Source organism: Corallococcus sp. RDP092CA (assembly GCF_041903675.1).
Lineage (GTDB): Bacteria > Myxococcota > Myxococcia > Myxococcales > Myxococcaceae > Corallococcus.
Genome location: NZ_JAYESI010000046.1, coordinates 26,977 through 44,537, shown reverse-complemented (window position 1 = coordinate 44,537; position 17,561 = coordinate 26,977). Strand labels below are relative to the sequence as shown.

The 17,561-nt window shown below is 66.4% G+C and carries 10 protein-coding genes; 6 read left to right on the top strand and 4 right to left on the bottom strand.

Translation table 11 applies throughout. The features are described 5' to 3' along the window. Positions 1 to 211 precede the first annotated feature (211 nt). Entirely contained in the window at positions 212 to 1,126 is a 915-nt protein-coding gene (locus tag U8525_RS32090; protein ID WP_374270534.1) for a hypothetical protein, read from the top strand. Positions 1,127 to 1,209: 83 nt separating this feature from the next. Here the strand turns inward: U8525_RS32090 and mrpC are convergent, their stop codons facing one another. The 3 genes from mrpC to U8525_RS32075 all read right to left on the bottom strand — a co-directional run bounded on the left by mrpC (position 1,210) and on the right by U8525_RS32075 (position 4,679). Further along, positions 1,210 to 1,956, bottom strand: a complete 747-nt coding sequence (mrpC, locus tag U8525_RS32085) for a Crp/Fnr family transcriptional regulator MrpC (protein ID WP_014395195.1) — start codon at positions 1,954 to 1,956, stop codon at positions 1,210 to 1,212. Positions 1,957 to 2,221: 265 nt separating this feature from the next. After that, positions 2,222 to 3,685 carry a sigma-54-dependent transcriptional regulator gene (locus tag U8525_RS32080; protein WP_374270533.1) on the bottom strand — a complete coding sequence of 488 codons (1,464 nt, stop codon included), beginning with the start codon at positions 3,683 to 3,685 and terminating at the stop codon, positions 2,222 to 2,224. Between the two features lie 7 nt (positions 3,686 to 3,692). Continuing rightward, on the bottom strand, positions 3,693 to 4,679 hold the full coding sequence (locus U8525_RS32075) for a sensor histidine kinase (protein WP_374270532.1): 987 nt from the start codon (positions 4,677 to 4,679) through the stop codon (positions 3,693 to 3,695). A 76-nt stretch (positions 4,680 to 4,755) separates the two neighbouring features. On the opposite strand from U8525_RS32075, the gene U8525_RS32070 reads away from it, so the two are divergent. Both U8525_RS32070 and U8525_RS32065 read left to right on the top strand, forming a co-directional pair. Further along, positions 4,756 to 7,614: a fused MFS/spermidine synthase gene (locus tag U8525_RS32070; RefSeq protein ID WP_374270531.1), complete on the top strand. Its 2,859-nt coding sequence runs from the start codon at positions 4,756 to 4,758 to the stop codon at positions 7,612 to 7,614. A 173-nt stretch (positions 7,615 to 7,787) separates the two neighbouring features. Then, entirely contained in the window at positions 7,788 to 8,057 is a 270-nt protein-coding gene (locus U8525_RS32065; RefSeq protein WP_374270530.1) for a hypothetical protein, read from the top strand. An 85-nt stretch (positions 8,058 to 8,142) separates the two neighbouring features. Here the strand turns inward: U8525_RS32065 and U8525_RS32060 are convergent, their stop codons facing one another. Further along, positions 8,143 to 9,330 (bottom strand): hypothetical protein, encoded by a 1,188-nt coding sequence (locus U8525_RS32060; RefSeq protein ID WP_374270529.1) that lies wholly within the window; start codon positions 9,328 to 9,330, stop codon positions 8,143 to 8,145. A 1,119-nt stretch (positions 9,331 to 10,449) separates the two neighbouring features. Between U8525_RS32060 and U8525_RS32055 the strand changes: the two genes are divergently transcribed. The 3 genes from U8525_RS32055 to U8525_RS32045 are packed head-to-tail and all read left to right on the top strand — an operon-like array spanning position 10,450 to position 17,414. Next, positions 10,450 to 11,199: a TolB family protein gene (locus tag U8525_RS32055; RefSeq protein ID WP_374270528.1), complete on the top strand. Its 750-nt coding sequence runs from the start codon at positions 10,450 to 10,452 to the stop codon at positions 11,197 to 11,199. Beyond that, entirely contained in the window at positions 11,196 to 16,901 is a 5,706-nt protein-coding gene (locus tag U8525_RS32050) for an RHS repeat-associated core domain-containing protein (RefSeq protein ID WP_374270527.1), read from the top strand. Before U8525_RS32055 ends, U8525_RS32050 begins: the two co-directional genes overlap by 4 nt. A 42-nt stretch (positions 16,902 to 16,943) precedes the next feature. Beyond that, positions 16,944 to 17,414, top strand: a complete 471-nt coding sequence (locus U8525_RS32045; RefSeq protein ID WP_374270526.1) for a hypothetical protein — start codon at positions 16,944 to 16,946, stop codon at positions 17,412 to 17,414. Positions 17,415 to 17,561 lie beyond the last annotated feature (147 nt).

The window sequence follows — 17,561 nt, the reverse complement described above, 5'->3', positions numbered from 1 at the left end:
CCCCGCCCGAGGGCAAGCGCCCAACGCGTCCTGTCATGCTTCGATGCCCGTCGGGAACAGCCGCCAGGATGGGGGCACGATGCGGAGGACCTGGACGCGGCTCCCGGCTTCGAGCGGGCTCGCGATTGACTTCCCGTGGGCCCCCGGGATTTGAATGCGGCATGTGAGGGGCGGTCGGGCCGGCCGTGCCTCACCGAGGGGGCTTCACCCCATGTCGTTACCCAAGGTCGTGCTGAGCGGGGGGCTCGTGGCGAGCCTGCTCGCCGCGCCTCCCGCCGAGGCGCGCTTCGGCAAGCACGCGGACTCCCACGAAGCGTCGAAACCCGTCCACGAGGCGACCGCCATCGGCTCGGAGCGGGGGGACGCGTCGAAGAAGGACGGCGACAAGAAGGACGACGAGAACAAGAACCGCTCGGCCAGGACGACGACGGTGTCCTCCACGGACGACGACTTCGAGTTCAACTCGAGCGCGTCCGACGACGTCGCCGCGGTCCTCCTGGGCGCGCTCTTCGAGGTGCTCTTCAGCAGCGTGGGGCATGTCATCGCCAACTCCGGCACCCATCAGGCCGTCCCGGAGGCCACGACGGGCCCCACGCCCCGGGACTCGATGCGGCACGCCGTGCCGTTCTCCTTCCGCATGGGCGCGCTGATGGCCCCCGTCCCGGACGGCACCGGCGCGGACTTCTCCCTGGGGTGGGATGTCGAGCATGTGGGCGTGGACCTGCACCTGGCCCGGCTGGAGGGCTGGACGGGCGAGGCCGGCGTCTACAGCGCGCGGACGCTCTCGGAGATGCACCTGACGTATTCGCTCATCATCCAGGAGACCCTGCGCGTGCGCGTGGAGGGCGGCGTCTCCACCCTGGCGAAGACGGGCTCCGTCCTCGTGGGCCCCAGCGTGGGCATGTCCGTGGAGGCCTGCGTCCTGGGCCCCCTGGACGCGGAGGCGCGCGTGCAGGTGACGCCCTTCCCCTACCAGCAGGTGGATGCGCGCGCGGGGCTCGCGCTGCACCTGGGCGGGCTCATGCTGCGCGGCGGCATGCGCAGCCTCTTCTTGAGCCGGGACGTGCGCCCCGTTGGCCCGGACCGCGGCTTCGGGCCCGAGCTCGGCTTGGGCTTCGTGTTCTGACGCACCCGCCTGAAAACACCTCGGGCCCGGCCGCGGGTGCGCTCGCGGACAGGCCCGTGGGACGTGGAGCAGGGACGCGGCGACTACTTCTCCTTGGAGGCCAGCTTGCGCAGGGCCTTCTGGTCGCGCACGCAGAGGATGCGGCCCACGTTGCCGAGCACGCCCTCGCGCTTCATCTCGTTGATGAGCGTGGACACGAAGGAGCGCGAGGCCCCCACCAGGTCCGCCAGGTCCTGCTGCGTAATCCCGCGCAGGTCCGTCTCACCGCCGTGCGGGCAGCGCTCGCCGTGCGCCTCCACCAGCGTGAGCAGGGTGTCCGCCAGCCGGGCCGGCACCTCCTTGAAGGTCAGGCCCAGCACGCGCTTGCGCAGCGAGCGCACGCGGTCCGCGTAGGCGCGCACCACGTCCACCGCCAGGGCCGGGCGGGCCTCCAACTGCGCGCGGAAGTCGCGGCCCTCGATGCTCCACACCTCGGCCTCGCCCGCCGCCACGGCCATCTCCTCGATGGGCGTGCCCTCGGGGCGGAACAGCTCGCCGAACAGGTCGCCCGGGCGGAGGATGGACACCACCGAGCGGGTGCTGTTCTTGCCAATGCGCATCAGGCGCACGCGGCCGGACTTCAGCAGGTACACGCGGTCCGACGTGTCACCGGGGCGGTAGATGGTCGAGTTGTGCGGGAAGGACTCGACCTTGAAGTACCCCTTGAAGTCGATGGCCTCCTGGCCGGGGACCAGCTTGTTCGCCGTCACCATCATCCCGGAGGACGTCGCCTGCAGGGGCGCCACGACGTTGGAACCGATAGGGCCGAGGGGGCGGTTGAAGCCGTGCATGGGAGTCTCCTGGAAAGACAGAAAGGGATGGGGAAGGTCGGTCGCTGCTGCTGCTGCGGACGGACCTTGCCCATTCCAAGAGGCGTGCCATGGTCACTTGAAGTATTCCCGGGGGAACAGTTCCAGGAATGCCGGGTACTTAGCGCTACACCCACAATCATCCCCCCCTGCTGTGTCCAAAACCTGAAACAAAACGTTCAAACAGTCTGATCAGTTTGAACGAAACGTTCAACCGGCATCCGGCTTTGTCCGGACTGGGACGGTGTCAGGAAGCATCCTTCACCGGATAAGGGTGAACCTGTGGACCATGCGCCTGTGCGAGACCGAACTTTTGAAGCTTTCGTTCAAGCGTCGGACGGCTGATGCCCAGGATCTGACAGGTGCGGCCCTTGTGGCCCTTGGTGACGGCCATGGCGCGGGCAATGAGCTGCCGCTCGGCCTCTTCCAGGGTGGGGATGAGGCTCGCGTCGTCCACGGCGGGGGCGGCGAACATGGCGCTCGCGGCGCTGGGGGCGCGCTGGGCGTCCAGGGGCGCTGAGGGGCTCGCCTCCAGGGAGGGCAGGTCGTCGCCGCGCAGCACGTCGCCGGGGGCGAGCACGACGGCGCGGGTGAGGACGTTCTCCAGCTCGCGCACGTTGCCGCGCCAGGGCAGGAGGGTGAGGCGCTCCATCACCTCGTGGGGCACGCGGGTGACGCGCTTGTGGACCTTCTCGTTGATGCGCTCCAGCAGGTGCTTCACCAGGAGGGAGATGTCCTCGCGCCGCTCGCGCAGGGGCGGGATGAAGAGGGTGATGACCTTGAGGCGCTGGTAGAGGTCCTCGCGGAAGCGGCCCTGCGCCACCTCGTCCGCGAGGTTGCGGTGGGTGGCGGCGATGACGCGGGCGCGCAGCTTCACGCGCTTGACGCCGCCCACGCGCTCGAACTCGCGCTCCTGCAGCACGCGCAGCAGCTTCGCCTGGAGCATCAGCGACATGTCGCCAATCTCATCCAGGAACACGGTGCCGTCCTCGGCCAGCTCGAACTTGCCGGGCTTGCCGGACACGGCGCCGGTGAAGGCGCCCTTCTCGTGGCCGAACAGCTCGCTCTCCAGCAGCGTGTCCACGATGGCGGAGCAGTTGATGCCGATGAAGGGCCGCGGCTCGTCGTAGGAGTAGTTGTGGATGACGCGGGCGATGAGCTCCTTGCCGGTGCCGCTCTCGCCGTTGATCAGCACCGTCGCGCTGCTGCCCGTGACCTTGCCGATCTCCTTCACCAGCTGCTGCATGGAGGGGCTGGTGCCCACGATGTCGCCCAGGCGGACGACGGCGTTCTCGCGGTGGACCTCGTCCGCCCGGCGCGACAGCTGGCGGTACTCCAGCGCGCGCTCCACCACCAGGTCCAGGGCGGCGGGGTCCGGGAAGGGCTTGTGGATGTAGTCGAACGCACCGGCCTTCATGGCCCGGATGGTCGTCTCCATGTCGTGGTAGGCGGTGACGAGGATGATGCGCGCGTCGCCGCACAGGCCCTTCATCTCCTCGATGATCTCCAGCCCGGTGCGGTCCGGGAGCATCATGTCCAGGATGACCACGCTGGGCATGCTCTCCTGGGCGGCCTTGAGGCCCGCGGCCGCGCTGGTGGCCGTGACGACCTGGTAGCGCGGCTGCCCGTCGTCCTGCTCGATCTCCTCGAAGTGCATCGTGAGGGTCTCGAGCAGCGACACGTCATCGTCGACGATGAGGAGGGTCTCCATGGGGTCCTCAGGCGGCGAACGTCAGCGTGAACACCATCCCTGGCTCGGAGCTCCCCTGGGCCGCCACGTCGCCCCCCACGCCCGTCATCACCCGTCGCAGGGCGGCCAGGGACAGCCCCGCGCCCCGCGCCAGCCGCGAGCCGAAGGGGTCGAACAGCGTGCCCCGCTCCTCCGGAGGCAGGGCCGCGGCCGGATCATCCAGGATGAGGCTGACGTGGCCGGGGTCGGCCTGGCGCAGGGTCACCTGGACGCGGCCCTCCTCTGGCAGGCCCATGGCCACGTTGAGCAGGACTTGAGCGAGCACGGGCCTCAACCGGTTGGGATCCACCCGCACGCGGGGCAGGTCCGCCTCTTCCTTCACGTCCACCTCGATGCGGCGCTCGGCCAGCTCCGGGGCGACCATGGCGGTCGCCTCCTGGACGACCGAGCGCAGCGCGTGGGCGTCCAGGCTCGCGGCGCTCTCGCGGCCGTACTCGGACAGCAGCCACAGCATGCGCTCCATGGTCCGGATCTCCCGGTTGGCGATGGTGAGCCGCCGCTTGTCCCGGTCCGACAGGCTGGTGTTCCGGGCCAGGGTCTGCACCGCCATCTTCACGGAGGAGAGCGGGTTGCGGATCTCATGGCTGAGGGACGACGACAGCTTGGAGATCTGCACCGGCGGGGCGCCCTCCAGCACGGCGCCCAGGTCGAGCACGCTCGCGGCGGCCTCGTCGCAGTCCAGGCCCAGCACGAGGCGCAGGTGGGTGGGGGGCGGGTTGCCGGTGGCGCCGTGGGGCGGGATGGTGACGAACTCCACCGCGCGGCGGTCCTCGCGCGCGCGGGCGTCCAGCTCCCGCGCGCGCTCCTGTGGAATCCCAAGCGCGGTGTGCAGGGGCATGCCCACGAGCGCGTTGGCGTCGCGGCGCAGCACCTGGGCGCAATCACCTTCCGCGCGTGTCACCCGGAGGTGGGGGGACCAGGCGAGCTGCGCGGCTTGCAGGAGTTGGGCGTTCATTGGTGGACCTGAAACATACCGGGTAACGTCGAGCGCTGTCCCTATGACCCTCACTCCACGTCCTCCGAAGAACCTTGTGGCCGCCCTTCTGTTCCTGTCGGGGGCGACCGCGCTCGTCTACGAGCTGGTCTGGTCCAAATACCTGGGGAACGTGCTGGGCAACAGCGGCCAGGCGCACGCCGTCGTGCTGGCTACGTTCATGGGGGGCCTGGCGCTGGGGGCGTTTGTCTTCGGGCGGACAGCGGACCGGGTGAAGAGTCCCCTGGCGCTCTATGGCGTGCTGGAGCTGGGGGTGGGCCTGTACGCGCTGGCGTTCCCCTATGTCCTGGGGGCGCTGGAGCACCTGTGGCTGGCCCTGGCGCCGCACGTGCCGGAGGGCCTGCGGGTGGCGCCGCGCCTGCTCGTGTCCTCGCTGTCGCTGGTGGTGCCCACGCTGCTCATGGGCGGCACGCTGCCGGCGCTGGTGCGCCACTTCGCGGCCAGCCTCGCGGGGGTGCGCAAGGAGCTGGCGCGGCTGTATGCCATCAACAGCCTGGGCGCGGCGGTGGGCGTGTACGTGGCGGGCACGCGGCTGGTGCCGCTGGTGGGCCTGTCCGCGTCCGCGCGGATCGCGGCCGGGCTGAACGTGTTCCTCGCGCTGGCGGCGCTGGCGTTGGCCCGGCAGCACCCACCGGCGGTGGTGGCGGGGGCGGCGCCGGCCGCGGAGGACGTGGCCTATCCCCGGCGGGCGGTGCGGGCGGCGCTCATCGGCGTGATGCTGTCCGGCTTCACGTCCATGCTGTATCAGGTGACGTGGATCCGCCTGCTGGCCATCGTGCTGGGGGCGTCCACGTATGCCTTCACGCTCATCCTGACGGCGTTCATCCTGGGCATCGGCCTGGGCAGCTTCTGGCTGATGACGCGCAAGGAGGGCGGGGACTCGCTGAAGCTGTATGGCTGGACGCAGGTGGGGCTCGTGCTGAGCCTCTGCGTGGCGCTGCCGTTGTACGTGCGGCTGCCGCACCTGTTCCGCTGGTCGGAGTGGATGCTCACGCGCGCGGTGGAGACGTGGCCCATCTTCCAGGGTGTCACCTTCGCGTTCTGCTGCGCGGTGCTGCTGGTGCCCACCTTCATCATGGGCGCGGCGTTCCCGGCGGCGGCGCGCGTGGCCACGGCGAAGGTGTCCGAGGTGGGGCGCGAGCTAGGCGGCGTCTACCTGTGGAACACGGCGGGCACGCTGTCTGGCTCCGTGCTGGGCGGGCTGGTGCTGATGCCCTTCTGGGGCATGCAGGGCAACTTCATCGCGGGGGCGGTGGCGAACCTGATTGCCGCGGCCCTGGCGTTCCACGCGCTGTCCCCGGCGAAGGAAGGGGAGGGCCAGGGCGCGGCGCCGTCGGCTCCGGCCTGGCGGACGTTCGCGCCGGTGGGGGTGACGGCGGTGCTGGCGGTGGTGGTGCTGGGCAGCATGCAGGGCTGGCCGCAGCGCCTGTCCAACATCGCGGCGGTGCGCGCCTACCAGAAGCCGCCGGCGAGCTACACGCAGCTGGTGGAGGACACGGAGAAGACCATCGTGCCGCGCTTCTACGCGGACGACACCTTCGCCACGGTGATGGTGGGGGACCTGGCGAGCGAGAACCTCCGCTTCATGAAGATCAACGGCAAGACGGACGCCACGAACGGAGGCGACATCGAGACGCAGGTGATGGCGGGGCACCTGGGCGTGCTGCTGCACCCGCGCGACCCGAAGAACGTGCTGCTCGTCGGCTCCGGCGCGGCCATCACCGCGGGCAGCGTGCTGGCGCACCCGGTGGAGCGCCTGGACATGGTGGAGATCTCCCCGGCGGTGATTGAAGCGGCGCGCCTGTTCAAGGCGGACAACCGCAACGCGGTGGATGATCCGCGCACGCACGTGCACATCGACGACGCGAAGACGTTCATGGCGCTGGCGCCCATCCAGTACGACCTCATCGTCAGCGTGCCGTCCAACCCCTGGGTGACGGGCGTGTCCGGCCTCTTCACGCGAGACTTCTTCCAACTGGTGGACAAGCACCTGACGGACGACGGCGTGCTGGTGCAGTGGATCCACACCTACGAGAGCAACCGCGAGCTGGTGCGGCTGGTGATGCGCACGCTGCACGACACCTTCCCGCACGCCACGACGTGGCTGGGGCCGGAGGACCTGGTGATGGTGGCCAGCCGCAAGCCGCTGTCGTTCGACGCGGAAGCGGTGGCGGCGCGCATGGCCCGGCCGGACGTGAAGGCGGACCTGGCGCGGGTGGAGATCCACGACATGTTCGGCCTGTTGTCCAAGCAGGTGCACACCGAGGCCGGGCAGAAGGACTTCGCGGGCGACGGGCCCATCAACACGGACGACCACAACCTGCTGGAGTACGCCTCGCCGGTGGCCTTCTTCCTGGCGAACCTGGACGTGCGCGTGAAGGACGAGCGCCGGGCGCCGGACTCCGGCCCGGGGCTGCTGTTGCACCAGTACCTGCGCGACCATCCGCCCGCCGCCGAACAGGTCGCGGGCCTGTACCGCAACGTGGAGCGCTACCACTCGGAGAAGGATCCGGTGGTCCGGGGCGTGGCGTCGCTGTGGCGCTCGCTGGCGCCGGAAGATCCGGCCTCGGCGCTCGCGCTGGGCCGGGCGGTGCTGGCGCAGGGCGACCTGACGCTCGCGGCGTCGCTGCTGGAGCCGGAGGTGGCGAAGGGGGGACGTTCCCCGGAGCTGGTGACGGAGTACCTCAAGCTGGTGACGGCGAGGACCTGGTCGTCGCGCACGGTGTGGACGCCGATGAACGCGGACGGGGCGCTGGCGGTGGGCCGGGAGGTGGCGGCGCGCCATCCGCAGGACGCGAAGCTCCAGAAGGCCTTCAAGGCGTACTGCGAGGCCCTGCCGCCGGACGCCTGCGGGAGCCCCCCCCGTACGCCCACGGCGACGCCCGGCGGGCCCTGAAACAGGGGGGAAGAACCCTTGAGTGGCTCCAGGCCCGCGATATTCCTGGAGCTGCCCCCCCATCCTCCCGATGACGGATGGAGGTGCTTGCTCGCCCGTTGTACTGTCTGTACCGACCCTGACTTCCCGCAGGGTGAGTTTCTCCACCGCTGCAACGACCCCCGGAGTTTCCCATGAACGCGATCGCGAAGGCCGCCCCGAAGAAGCAGTTCCGCAAGAACCGTGGTCAGGGCATGACCGAGTACATCATCATCGTTGCCCTCATCGCGATCGCCGCCATCGGCGTCATCACCCTGTTCGGCGACAACATCCGCAAGCTGTTCGGCGCCTCCGCGGCGGCGCTGGCCGGTAACGACAACGTGGAGAACGACGGCCAGACGGCGTCCGACGCGCTGAAGAAGAAGACGATGAAGAACTTCGGCCAGAACAACACCTACAACTGAGCCTCGCTCGGTTGTTCGGAAATGGCAGGTCCCTCCACTTGGAAGGGCCTGCCATTTTCTTTTGCGGGGGAGGGGACTGCCTCGCTCAGGGGGCCGGGCGGGGGGCGGGGGCGAAGCCCAGGCGGCGCAGCATCACCTGCCGGATGGAGGGGATGCGGAAGCGGAAGATGAAGGCGTCCGCGAAGTAGTGGGCGAGCACGCACGCGAAGCCCATCGAGGTGAACGCGCGCAGCAGGGGATTCGCCTGCGCGCCGCCGCCGATGCCCAGCGAGCCGCGCATGGGGCCCTCCAGCAGGAAGCCATGCACCACGCCGAGGGCGAACAGCGGGAGCATGGAGACGACCATGGCGGGCCAGACGAGCTTCCGGCTCAGGCGGGGGGCATCACCTTCACGCGGCTCCAGCATGCGGGCGCTGAGGACGTAGTACTCCAGGCCGTGCATGCCCGGGAGCATCACGTAGCCCCAGGACGGGGCCACGAGCGCCAGGCCGGTCGCGGTGGCCATGCCCAGGAGGTAGAGCACCTTGGGGCCGCTGGCGGTGCCGGCGCGGAGCACGGCGCGGAAGAGCAGGAGGAAGTAGCCCAGCCAGACGGCGATGAGCACGGGCAGCGCCTGCCACGGCAACACGGTGCCCTGGCCCACGTCGAGGTAGGCGGGGGCGCCGGGGGCGGCGGACTCGGCGACGAAGAAGATGCGGACGAGGAGGACGGTGAGCAGCAGCGGGACGTAGAGCTGCTGGAGCTTGCGTTCCAGGGCCGAGGGCGGCGCGAGCCCGGCCTGGCCGCCGCGCAGGCCGTGCAGGGACCACAGGCCCCGGTGCTGTGACAGGGTGTGGTGCATGCCGAAGACGTTGAAGATGACGGCGACGGCGAAGGTGTGGATGGACCGGTCGGCGTAGAAGGTGAAGAACAGCGCCGCGCCCACGCCGAGCATGGCCAGCGTCCCGGCGAGGATGGTGCGGGGCTGCTTGGGCGCGGCGGTGAGCACGTCGCGGTGCACGCCGAAGAGCAGGAACGTGAGGATGACGTGGGTGGCGTTGCCCAGGAGGTTCTGGGCCGTCCATCCCAGGAGCCGGTGGGTGTTGTCCGCCGCCGTGGGGGCGAGGAACGCGCTGGCGAAGGCCGCCACCAGGGTCAGGGTCAGGGGGAGGCCCAGGATGGCCAGGTCAGCTCGGGGGGAGAACAGCCACAGGCGGTGAAAGCGCAGGGAGCCGGGCGCGGCCGGCGCGGTCTGCTCCGTGGCGGTGGCGACTCCGGGGCTCAGCGGTGTCATGGGACCGGGAGTATACCGGGTCATTGGGTCCAAGAACCCGAGCCACCCTGCCTGCCATGCGAGAGGCCGCAGGGGGCAAGCTGCCGGAGGTGGGGGCGGATGCCACGGGGCGGCGGGTCGCTTCCGCGGCTCCAGGTCCATATCGGGAGTGGCCGGGCCTGCCGTGGTGGCTTGGGGGCGATCGCTCCTCGGAGGACCTCCGTTCTGGGTTCTCTGGGCCGCGTGGCTGGCCTGCACGGTGGTCCATCTGGGACGGCGTGCCTGGTTGATTCGTGCCGCGCGGGCTTCGACCTACAACGCCATCGACCGGCGGCCGTGGAGCTGCTTCCAGGCGTTGGGGCTGGCTGTTGTGCCCCTGAGGTGGATCGGCGGCGCCTTCTTCCATCGGTGATTGCGCGCTGGCGGCTGCGTGGCGCCGTGCCTTGAGAGGAATCAGTCCTGGACAACCCAGGGGGAGATGTATGCAACTACCAATCAATGGCAGTGTGGGTGCAGAAGTTGTTTGTTGTTGAAATGCAAGGTTATGGCTTGTGGCAGGTTCTCGACAAAAGATAGAATATGGAAATTCCCGGGCTCCGTTACCCGGGCGTGGACTCTTCCGAGAGCGAGGGGCGATTGTCTTTCCGGTCATGGGTGTGGGGTGTGCTGGCGGGAGGGGGCTTACTGGTGGCATGCAATGAGTCGCGACCTCCGGTTACCGACGCGGCGGAGGTAGCGGCACCTTCTGGGACGGTCTTTGGTGAGCACCGGCAGACCCTGGCCGCCGCGGCGACAAGGGAAGTGGGGGAGGACTGTGCCGCGCAAGGTGCGTCCGCCTGTCGCTCGGGCCTGTGTCTGCATACCCAGCCTGACCCGGGTCTGGGGCTGATCTGCTCCAGGCAATGCCAGGCGGAGGAGAACTGCCCTGTGGACTGGCAATGCGTTTCGGTCCATCCGAACGCAGGTGCTTCTTTCTGCGTACCGCCGAAGGGGTGGTCCGCGCGCCCCGTACAGGAGCGATAGGCTCGTTCAATGCTTGCACGTCTCTTGATGGTCCTCCTGGTGGCTACGCCTCCAGTTGCCTCCAGTGTGCCCTCTCCACGCTACCTTGTCTTTGGTTATGCAGGGGGCTGGATCGCCTTGGACGTCTCCACTGGCAAGCCTGAGCGCATCCAGCTTCCTGCGTCTTTGGGCGCCAACAGCTTGACGGTGTCCCCGGATGGACAGCACGTCGTCTACACGACGTATGAAGAGGGGGCGCACAATGACCTGATGTACCGCTGGGAGTGGAGGACGAAGTCTCCTCCTGTCCGGATCGGGAACGAGCGGGGTTTCCATGCCGACCCGGCTGTCAGTCCCGATGGGCAATGGGTCTACTTCGCGCACCATCCCAAGAAGGGCGGGCCTCCCGGACAGCATGAGGAGCGGGCGAATGCGCAGTTGTATCGCGTGCGAATGGATGGCACCGCGCTCAAGGCGCTCACGGACGAGCCTGGGTGCCATCTTCGACCCTCATTCCGTCCCGATGGAGACCTTGTCTACGTCCACACACCGTGCAATCCGAACGTCAAGACCCTTCATTTGATGCGAGAAGGACAGCCTGCCTCCGGACCACTGACATCCGGAGACGTGAACGAGCCTGTCTTCTCTCCAGACGGCAAGCGCCTGGTCTTCGTGGAGCGTGATGGAGCGGATGTCCTGCTCAAGGAGCGGACGTCAGCGGAGCGGCCTCCTCGAGTTCTTCACAAGTTTCGTCTGCGAGAAGGGGGCAGTGTTCGGGCCCAGTTCGGCACCACGGCCCGAGAACTCTACTTTCAAGACGATGAAAATGTTTGGCGGATTGTGGGCCGCAAGGTCACCCGCCTGTTTTCCATGGAAGGCGTCCCATGAGAATGCTGATTCGACTCACGCTGTTCATCGCCATTTCAGGCGCCTCCACGGCGCATGCCCAATTCTGCCCTGCGAATATCATCCCCCGCTGTGAGGGGACGCAAGGCGATCCCAGCGAATCCGGGCCGAAGGCCCCTCGCGCCCCGGGTGGCGCTGGTTTCTACGGTGATCCTGTCAGCGTCGCGGATGGCTACAACTACTTGCGCGAAGTGGACTTCGAACTGCCGCTCAGCCAAGGCAGCCTCCCATTTATTCGGATGTACGTCACGAAAGCGGGTTCGTACAGCTACGCCAATCTCTCCGGAGTGGGCGGGTACGGAGGATTCCTTCCTACAGATAGGATTGGTCGTCCGTTCGGATACCACCGTACTGGTGGAAGCCTTAACTGGTGGCACAACTTCTACAGTTCCATCTATAAAGTATCGCCTGGCTCGACAGAGGTGAACATCCGTGACGTTGACGGATACCTCAACAAGATGGCTCTGAGTCCGAAGCCTGCGACCTCTGGGGGGTGGTACGAGAACGAGAATAACGCGGGCAACCGAGATCAACTCTGGCAGGACACCTCAGATGGTGGGTGGCCCCAGGAGTTTGTGTTCTTCCGCGAGGGCAGTGGGCGCTATGTCTATAATTCAGTCTGGGTGGATTCGCAGGCGGATGCGGGCTACCGCCACTACTTTCTGAGCCGGATTGAAGACAGCCAATATGCTCCGGATGGGGGCATGGAGATTCCGCGGGCCTTGCTGGAGTACGCTCAGCCCACGGTCCTTGACGGTGGTGTGCCCGTGGATCTGGGCTGCCCTTCGGGGGCGGCGGGTACGGATCCTGGCGTGCCGTACCTGCGCACGATCACCACGCGAGATGGCGCGAAGGTTCATTTCTACTACACCAAGGTCAAGGGGACCTTTAGCGGGAAGCTCGAATGCGTCCTGGACTACATCTCCCTGGAAGACTCCTCTGACGGTGGTGTCTCGGAGCGGCGATTGGTCGAGTATTCCTATGCGCCCAACAGCAATGAGCTTTCGGGGGTTGTCTATCCCCAATCAGGCCAGAGCCGGCAGTACGTCTACGTGCCTGGGCCTAGCGGTGGGAACTCCACCTATGACGTTTATGAGAATGGTGTTCAGGTCGCGAGGCACACCTGGAACAGGAGCGATCTCAACGCGCGGCGTGATGAGGCGGGTGGGCATGATTACACCATCACGGACGTCACGAGTTCCGTCACGGCGGCGGCCTGTTCGTTGTTCCGAGGTGGTGGCGGCAAGCCCGCTCGGGACTTCGCGGACTCGCTGGCAGGGCTTGGTACGGGCGCTGCGGGGACGACGACCTTCACGTCCCGATTCATGTCAGGGCCGGCGTATGACTCCACCCAGACTTGGCGGCTCTACTCCCGAGAGGAGCGGTGCGATGGCCCTTCCTGTCCGGGGGTTGTTCTTGGCACTGAGCGCTGGGAGTACGAGTGCCCGCCATCCAACAGTCAACTGAAGCCAGCAATGCCGATGGCGCATAAGGATTTGCGTGATGTCTGGACACTCTACGATCACGTCAAGCCCGACGCAGGTATCGCCGAGGCGCAGGGGGTCCCTCTGAGTCACGTCAAGGAACTCACCCAGGTCACGACGGGTGCCAGTGCGTTGATTGGGACGGGCGGCATGGCGGAGCTTCGGTATGGATATACGTATGGAGGCTCTGGTCGGTCCCTCCGAGCCTTCGAGCAAATGTTGGAGCGTGAAGAGGTGGATAGTGTGCTGGCGCCAACTGGGGCCACGGATCCGAAGGCGCGGACGCAGTACGTCTACGACTCGGTGACGAACCGGATGAACGCGACGTTCCGCACGGGATGGACGCAGGTGAGGGACAGCTCTGGCAACTGGCAGGTGGAGAAGCGTCGGGTGGCGGTCTTCAACTACCGAGCGCAACAGTGTGGAGGCGTGGGGCCGGAGGATGCGCAGGGGCGCGTGTTAGAGGTTCACGGTCCCTGCTTGGTCGACGCGAGCGTCACGGATGTCACCACTCTCACGGACTGCCCGTCCACGGCGCCCTTCCCGGTGACGAAGTACGAATACTGGCCGCGGACGGATGTGGAGAACCGCCGGAACAAGCTCAAGAAGGAGTCGGTATTCCCGGGTGGCTGCGGTGGGAGTACGTCCTTGGATACGCAATACCTGGAGTACGACGTCTTCGGGAATGCCACGCGCATCCAGGACTCCAACGGAGTGATCCTCACGCGGGAGTTCAACCAGGACCTGCTTGCCAAGCAGACCGTGGGGGATGGCACGACAACCACCACGACGGAGCTGATCTACGAACAGGGGCGGCTCAATGCCATCAAGCATCCCCAGGGCAACTACGACGTCTTCTGCTACCGAAGTGGGACGACGTCGGGTTGCTCGGGTGGGACCCTCACGAAGCTGCTCCAGTGGAAGGCGACCGCCGCAGATGCATCGGGTTCGTCCTGGTCCGAGCGCGTGGACTACACCTACTGGCCGGACGAGACGCTCAAGTCGGAGACGTTCCAGACGTGGACGGGGAGCACCGCGCAGACACGCCGGGTGAAGACGTACGCGGCGGACGCTCGGAAGCATCCGACCTACGAGGGAATGGGCACCGCTCCCTCGCCCGTCCAGACGGCGCGGGTGTTTGACTCCAATGGCAACCTGACGGGCCTGGGCTTCCCTTCCAACGCGCCTCCGGCGGTTTGTGGAGGCGTGAATCCGGATGGCTCGCCGGTTTCGACCCTGTGTACGGCCATGGGTTATGACCGGTTGGATCGGCTGACCAAGGTCGACGAGTTCCCCACGTCCAGCAGCAACCAGCGCACGTGCTTCACGCACGACGTGCAGAACAACGTCACCTCGGTGCGGAGCGGCTGTGCGGTGGCGTCAGGTTCGAATGACTGCTCGACGTGCAGTGCCTCCGTGCCTGCATCGACGTACGGCTATGACGACTTTGGCAACCTGGTGACGGTGTCGTTGCCGCACACCAGTGACGGCGCTGGGGGCGCGGGCGTGACTCGCTATGCCTATGACGCCCGGGGAGCGGTGACGGTGAAGGAGACGCCGGAGATGCGTGCGTCGTGGGAGTGGCTCTCGTACGAATACGACCTGCTGGGCCGGCTCCTGCGCTCCGTGCGGCACTACAACACGCCCACTGCGGGGGCGGAGAATCTCTTCGCTCTGTCCTATGACGTGAACGATTCAGGAGACGCGACCAGCGTGCCTCCCGCGAGCTGCCCTCAGCCCGTGAAGACAGCGGGCCGGTTGCGCTACCGTCACGATTCCTTCGGGCGCACTTGGTACCAGTACGACGCTTTTGGCCGGGTGACGGGAGAGGTCCGCCTGCGTGAGGGGGAGACGAGTTGCTTGTCGGGCACGGTGAATGCGCACCCGCACACGTTCTATACGTACACGGCGAATGGCAACATCGAGACGGTGACGTATCCGCACGGGCGCGTCATCACGTACGTCTACGGCACGGGAGCGAAGCTGAATCGGACCCAGGCCATTGACGTCCGGCTCTTCGGGACCTCGGGCTACACGGATACGCGCGTCATCGAGGGCATTGCCTGGGAGCCGTACGGCGGCCTGCGGGGTTACCAGATGAATCACCCGGCGACGTCGAACAGCAGCGCCATGGAGTTCATGCTCGGGGACAACACGGCGGTGGCCCCTGCCGCGTGCCCGACGGCCGCGCCGAATCTCTCTTCCGGGGACATGACGGGGCGCCTGCGTTCCCTGCGGGTGTCGTCCGGTTCGTTCTCACCGGGCTCGGGGAATGGGGATATCTACCAGCGTGGGTATACGTGGACGGGCGACCAGGTTGCCCGGCTGGATACGTGCCTGCTGGGGGCGACGACGCCTCGGACAGAGACGTATGCGTATGACCGCACGCTGCGCTTGGTGGGAGCGGGGCGGCCGACGGGTAACTTCGCGGCGACCGGTGGTGCCTTTGCCTCGCGTACCTACCAGTACGATGGCCGTGGCAATCGGACCCAGCTGGAGGAAGACGGGTTCATCTACGATCTGACCTCCGGGACGGCGCTGGCGGTGGATCAGATGACGGCGTGGGGCTCTTCCACCGTGGGCAGCCTGCTGAAGTACACCCTGTCGCATGACGAAGATGGCCGGGTGACGCAGAAGCGGTGGGCGGCGACCATGCCGGGTGGGCCTGTCTACACGCTGGGCTTCGAGTATGGACAGACGGTGGGCGTGGCCACGGAAACCGTGTTCCGCGCGGTCAATGTGAACGGCACGTACTACAACTACTTCTACGATGCGCTGGGGCGTCGCCGGCTGAAATCGAATCCGTATGGGACGACGGACGAGTACTTCCACTCAGTGTCGAGCCGGCTGCTGACGGACCGGGGCAACAACGGGCTGGGTACGCCGATTGGCCACTTTACCTTGGACGACTATGTGTGGCTGGAGGGGCGTCCGGTGGCTCTGGTGCGCGGAAAGTTCAGCGCGGCCTGGGCGCGGCAGCCCGACGGTGCTGGGGATTGCTCGCGGGACGGCGAGTCAGTGGCGTGCGGAGTGTACTTCCCCGTGACGGATCACATTGGGAAGCCAGTGGTGATGCTGGACGCGTCACGGCAGGTGACTGGCACCGCGGACACGGACCCCTTTGGGCACGTGAACCGGGTGACCTACCACGCGGAGACGGCGCACCCATATGCGCACAGCACGTCCACGACGTTGGCATCCTTTTCCCAGCCGAAGGAGACTGCGTCGGTCCAGGTGCGGATGCGCGCCCGTTACCACATGGTGGATACGGAGCCAGGGGCGGACTTCGTGAGCTTGGTGGATCCGGACACGAGCAGCGTCCTCGACACCCAGTCGGGTGAGCGACGGGGGCGTGTCACCACGACCTGGGTGACCTCGTCCAACGGCAACCTGTCGGTGAGCTTCACCTCGAATGCGAGTGGTTTGACCAGCTACCAGGGTACTGTCGTCGAGGGGTACGAGTATCAGCGGTATCAGACGGGAGCCCAAGCCTTCTGGATCCCGCTGGGCTTCCCTGGTCAGTATCACGACGCGGAGACGGGCTTCTTCGAGAATTGGAACCGGTACTACGATCCGAGTTCGGGGCTGTACCTGCAGCCGGAGCCGGTGGTTTCCATGCTGCCGTCACGAATGCCAATCTATGCATATGCCGGTAACAATCCTGAAAACGTGACGGACTCAGCCGGGTTTGCGCCCGACGCGGATGGAAGCCCGACTCGTGAATTGCAAAACGCAAACCAGCGAGCAATGGCTGTGGCTTGCTCTCAAGGCAATGCGCAGGCTTGCAGCGGCGTGAAGATGATGCTTGCTGGAACTGCTGTGGGAATGGCGGCACTTGTTGGACCGTCATTCATTTCTTGGATGTACCGGGGCGTGGCGGTCGATCATGAGTGGATGCTCTTGTCTCTGCGGAATAAATATCTCTACGAGGTCGGAAGTCAGACGTTGCCGAACGCGGTCTATAATCAACTTCCCCAGTTCGTGGGTACTGCCTGCCAACAGACTGTTCAAAGAGGCGCGTATATTTTGTCCCAGGGTGGAGGCCCGGCCTCATTCTCGGGTATGGCCAATCTTGGGCAAACAATGTCGACAGGGGCAACTCCCGGGATGCGTTTCGCCTTTCATGCGCTCGTGGGGCTGGGGGCAGGTTACGGCATTGGTTCTTTGGTGAAGTCAGAAGAGCCAGCAAATGCTCCATGAGGGTAGGGGAGTCTGCCGTCGTGGGGTTTGCCCAGGGATGCAATGGTGACTATTTTTGGCGCGCTTCGGATTGTTGTGACTGCCGTTGGCATCCTGCTGGGGATTCGCTTGGGGGGATACATTCCTGCGGTGTGGGGGCCTGTCCTTGGAGCAGTTCTGGGCGGCTTGATTGGTGAGCGGCTGGGGCGAGTCCCGCTCGCCATGGCCATGGTTCAGGTCTCGCAGGAGTTGTCGAAGGCGGAGACCAAGGATTTGGAGCGGCGTCTGGTGGAACAGTATTTTATTGCTCACCTGATACTGGAAGAACTCAATCGGCGGGGCCTGGATTTGGCCCCATATGAGTCTGTGTTGGTCCAATTGCTTCGCTCCGAGTCCCAAGACCAGCGCCGTTTCGCGTGGCGCAGCCTTCAGGTCTGGTTCCCCCAGCGGGCCAAGGCAATGCATGGGTATGATCCCTTGGCGTCGCCTGAGGATCGGAAGAAGTACGTCGGTCCGAAAGAAACCCCCTCTTGATGCGACTTGAATGGAGCGGCACCGCTTGGAGGGGCGGTGCCTTTCGACCGGATCCCCGGCGAGGCTTGGTGCTGCATGGTTCATCGCCTTCGGGCCTCTAAAAAGGGACGGGGTTCATCCTTCACCCACCCCGTGCTAAAACGGGAA

What these genes read in the sequence shown, in the direction of transcription:
- U8525_RS32045 (WP_374270526.1), top strand. Translation starts at nt 16,944, where the DNA reads ATGGTGACTATTTTTGGCGCGCTTCGGATTGTTGTGACTGCCGTTGGC.
- U8525_RS32060 (WP_374270529.1), bottom strand. Translation starts at nt 9,330, where the DNA reads ATGACACCGCTGAGCCCCGGAGTCGCCACCGCCACGGAGCAGACCGCG.
- U8525_RS32065 (WP_374270530.1), top strand. Translation starts at nt 7,788, where the DNA reads ATGAACGCGATCGCGAAGGCCGCCCCGAAGAAGCAGTTCCGCAAGAAC.
- mrpC (WP_014395195.1), bottom strand. Translation starts at nt 1,956, where the DNA reads ATGCACGGCTTCAACCGCCCCCTCGGCCCTATCGGTTCCAACGTCGTG.
- U8525_RS32090 (WP_374270534.1), top strand. Translation starts at nt 212, where the DNA reads ATGTCGTTACCCAAGGTCGTGCTGAGCGGGGGGCTCGTGGCGAGCCTG.
- U8525_RS32050 (WP_374270527.1), top strand. Translation starts at nt 11,196, where the DNA reads ATGAGAATGCTGATTCGACTCACGCTGTTCATCGCCATTTCAGGCGCC.
- U8525_RS32075 (WP_374270532.1), bottom strand. Translation starts at nt 4,679, where the DNA reads ATGAACGCCCAACTCCTGCAAGCCGCGCAGCTCGCCTGGTCCCCCCAC.
- U8525_RS32080 (WP_374270533.1), bottom strand. Translation starts at nt 3,685, where the DNA reads ATGGAGACCCTCCTCATCGTCGACGATGACGTGTCGCTGCTCGAGACC.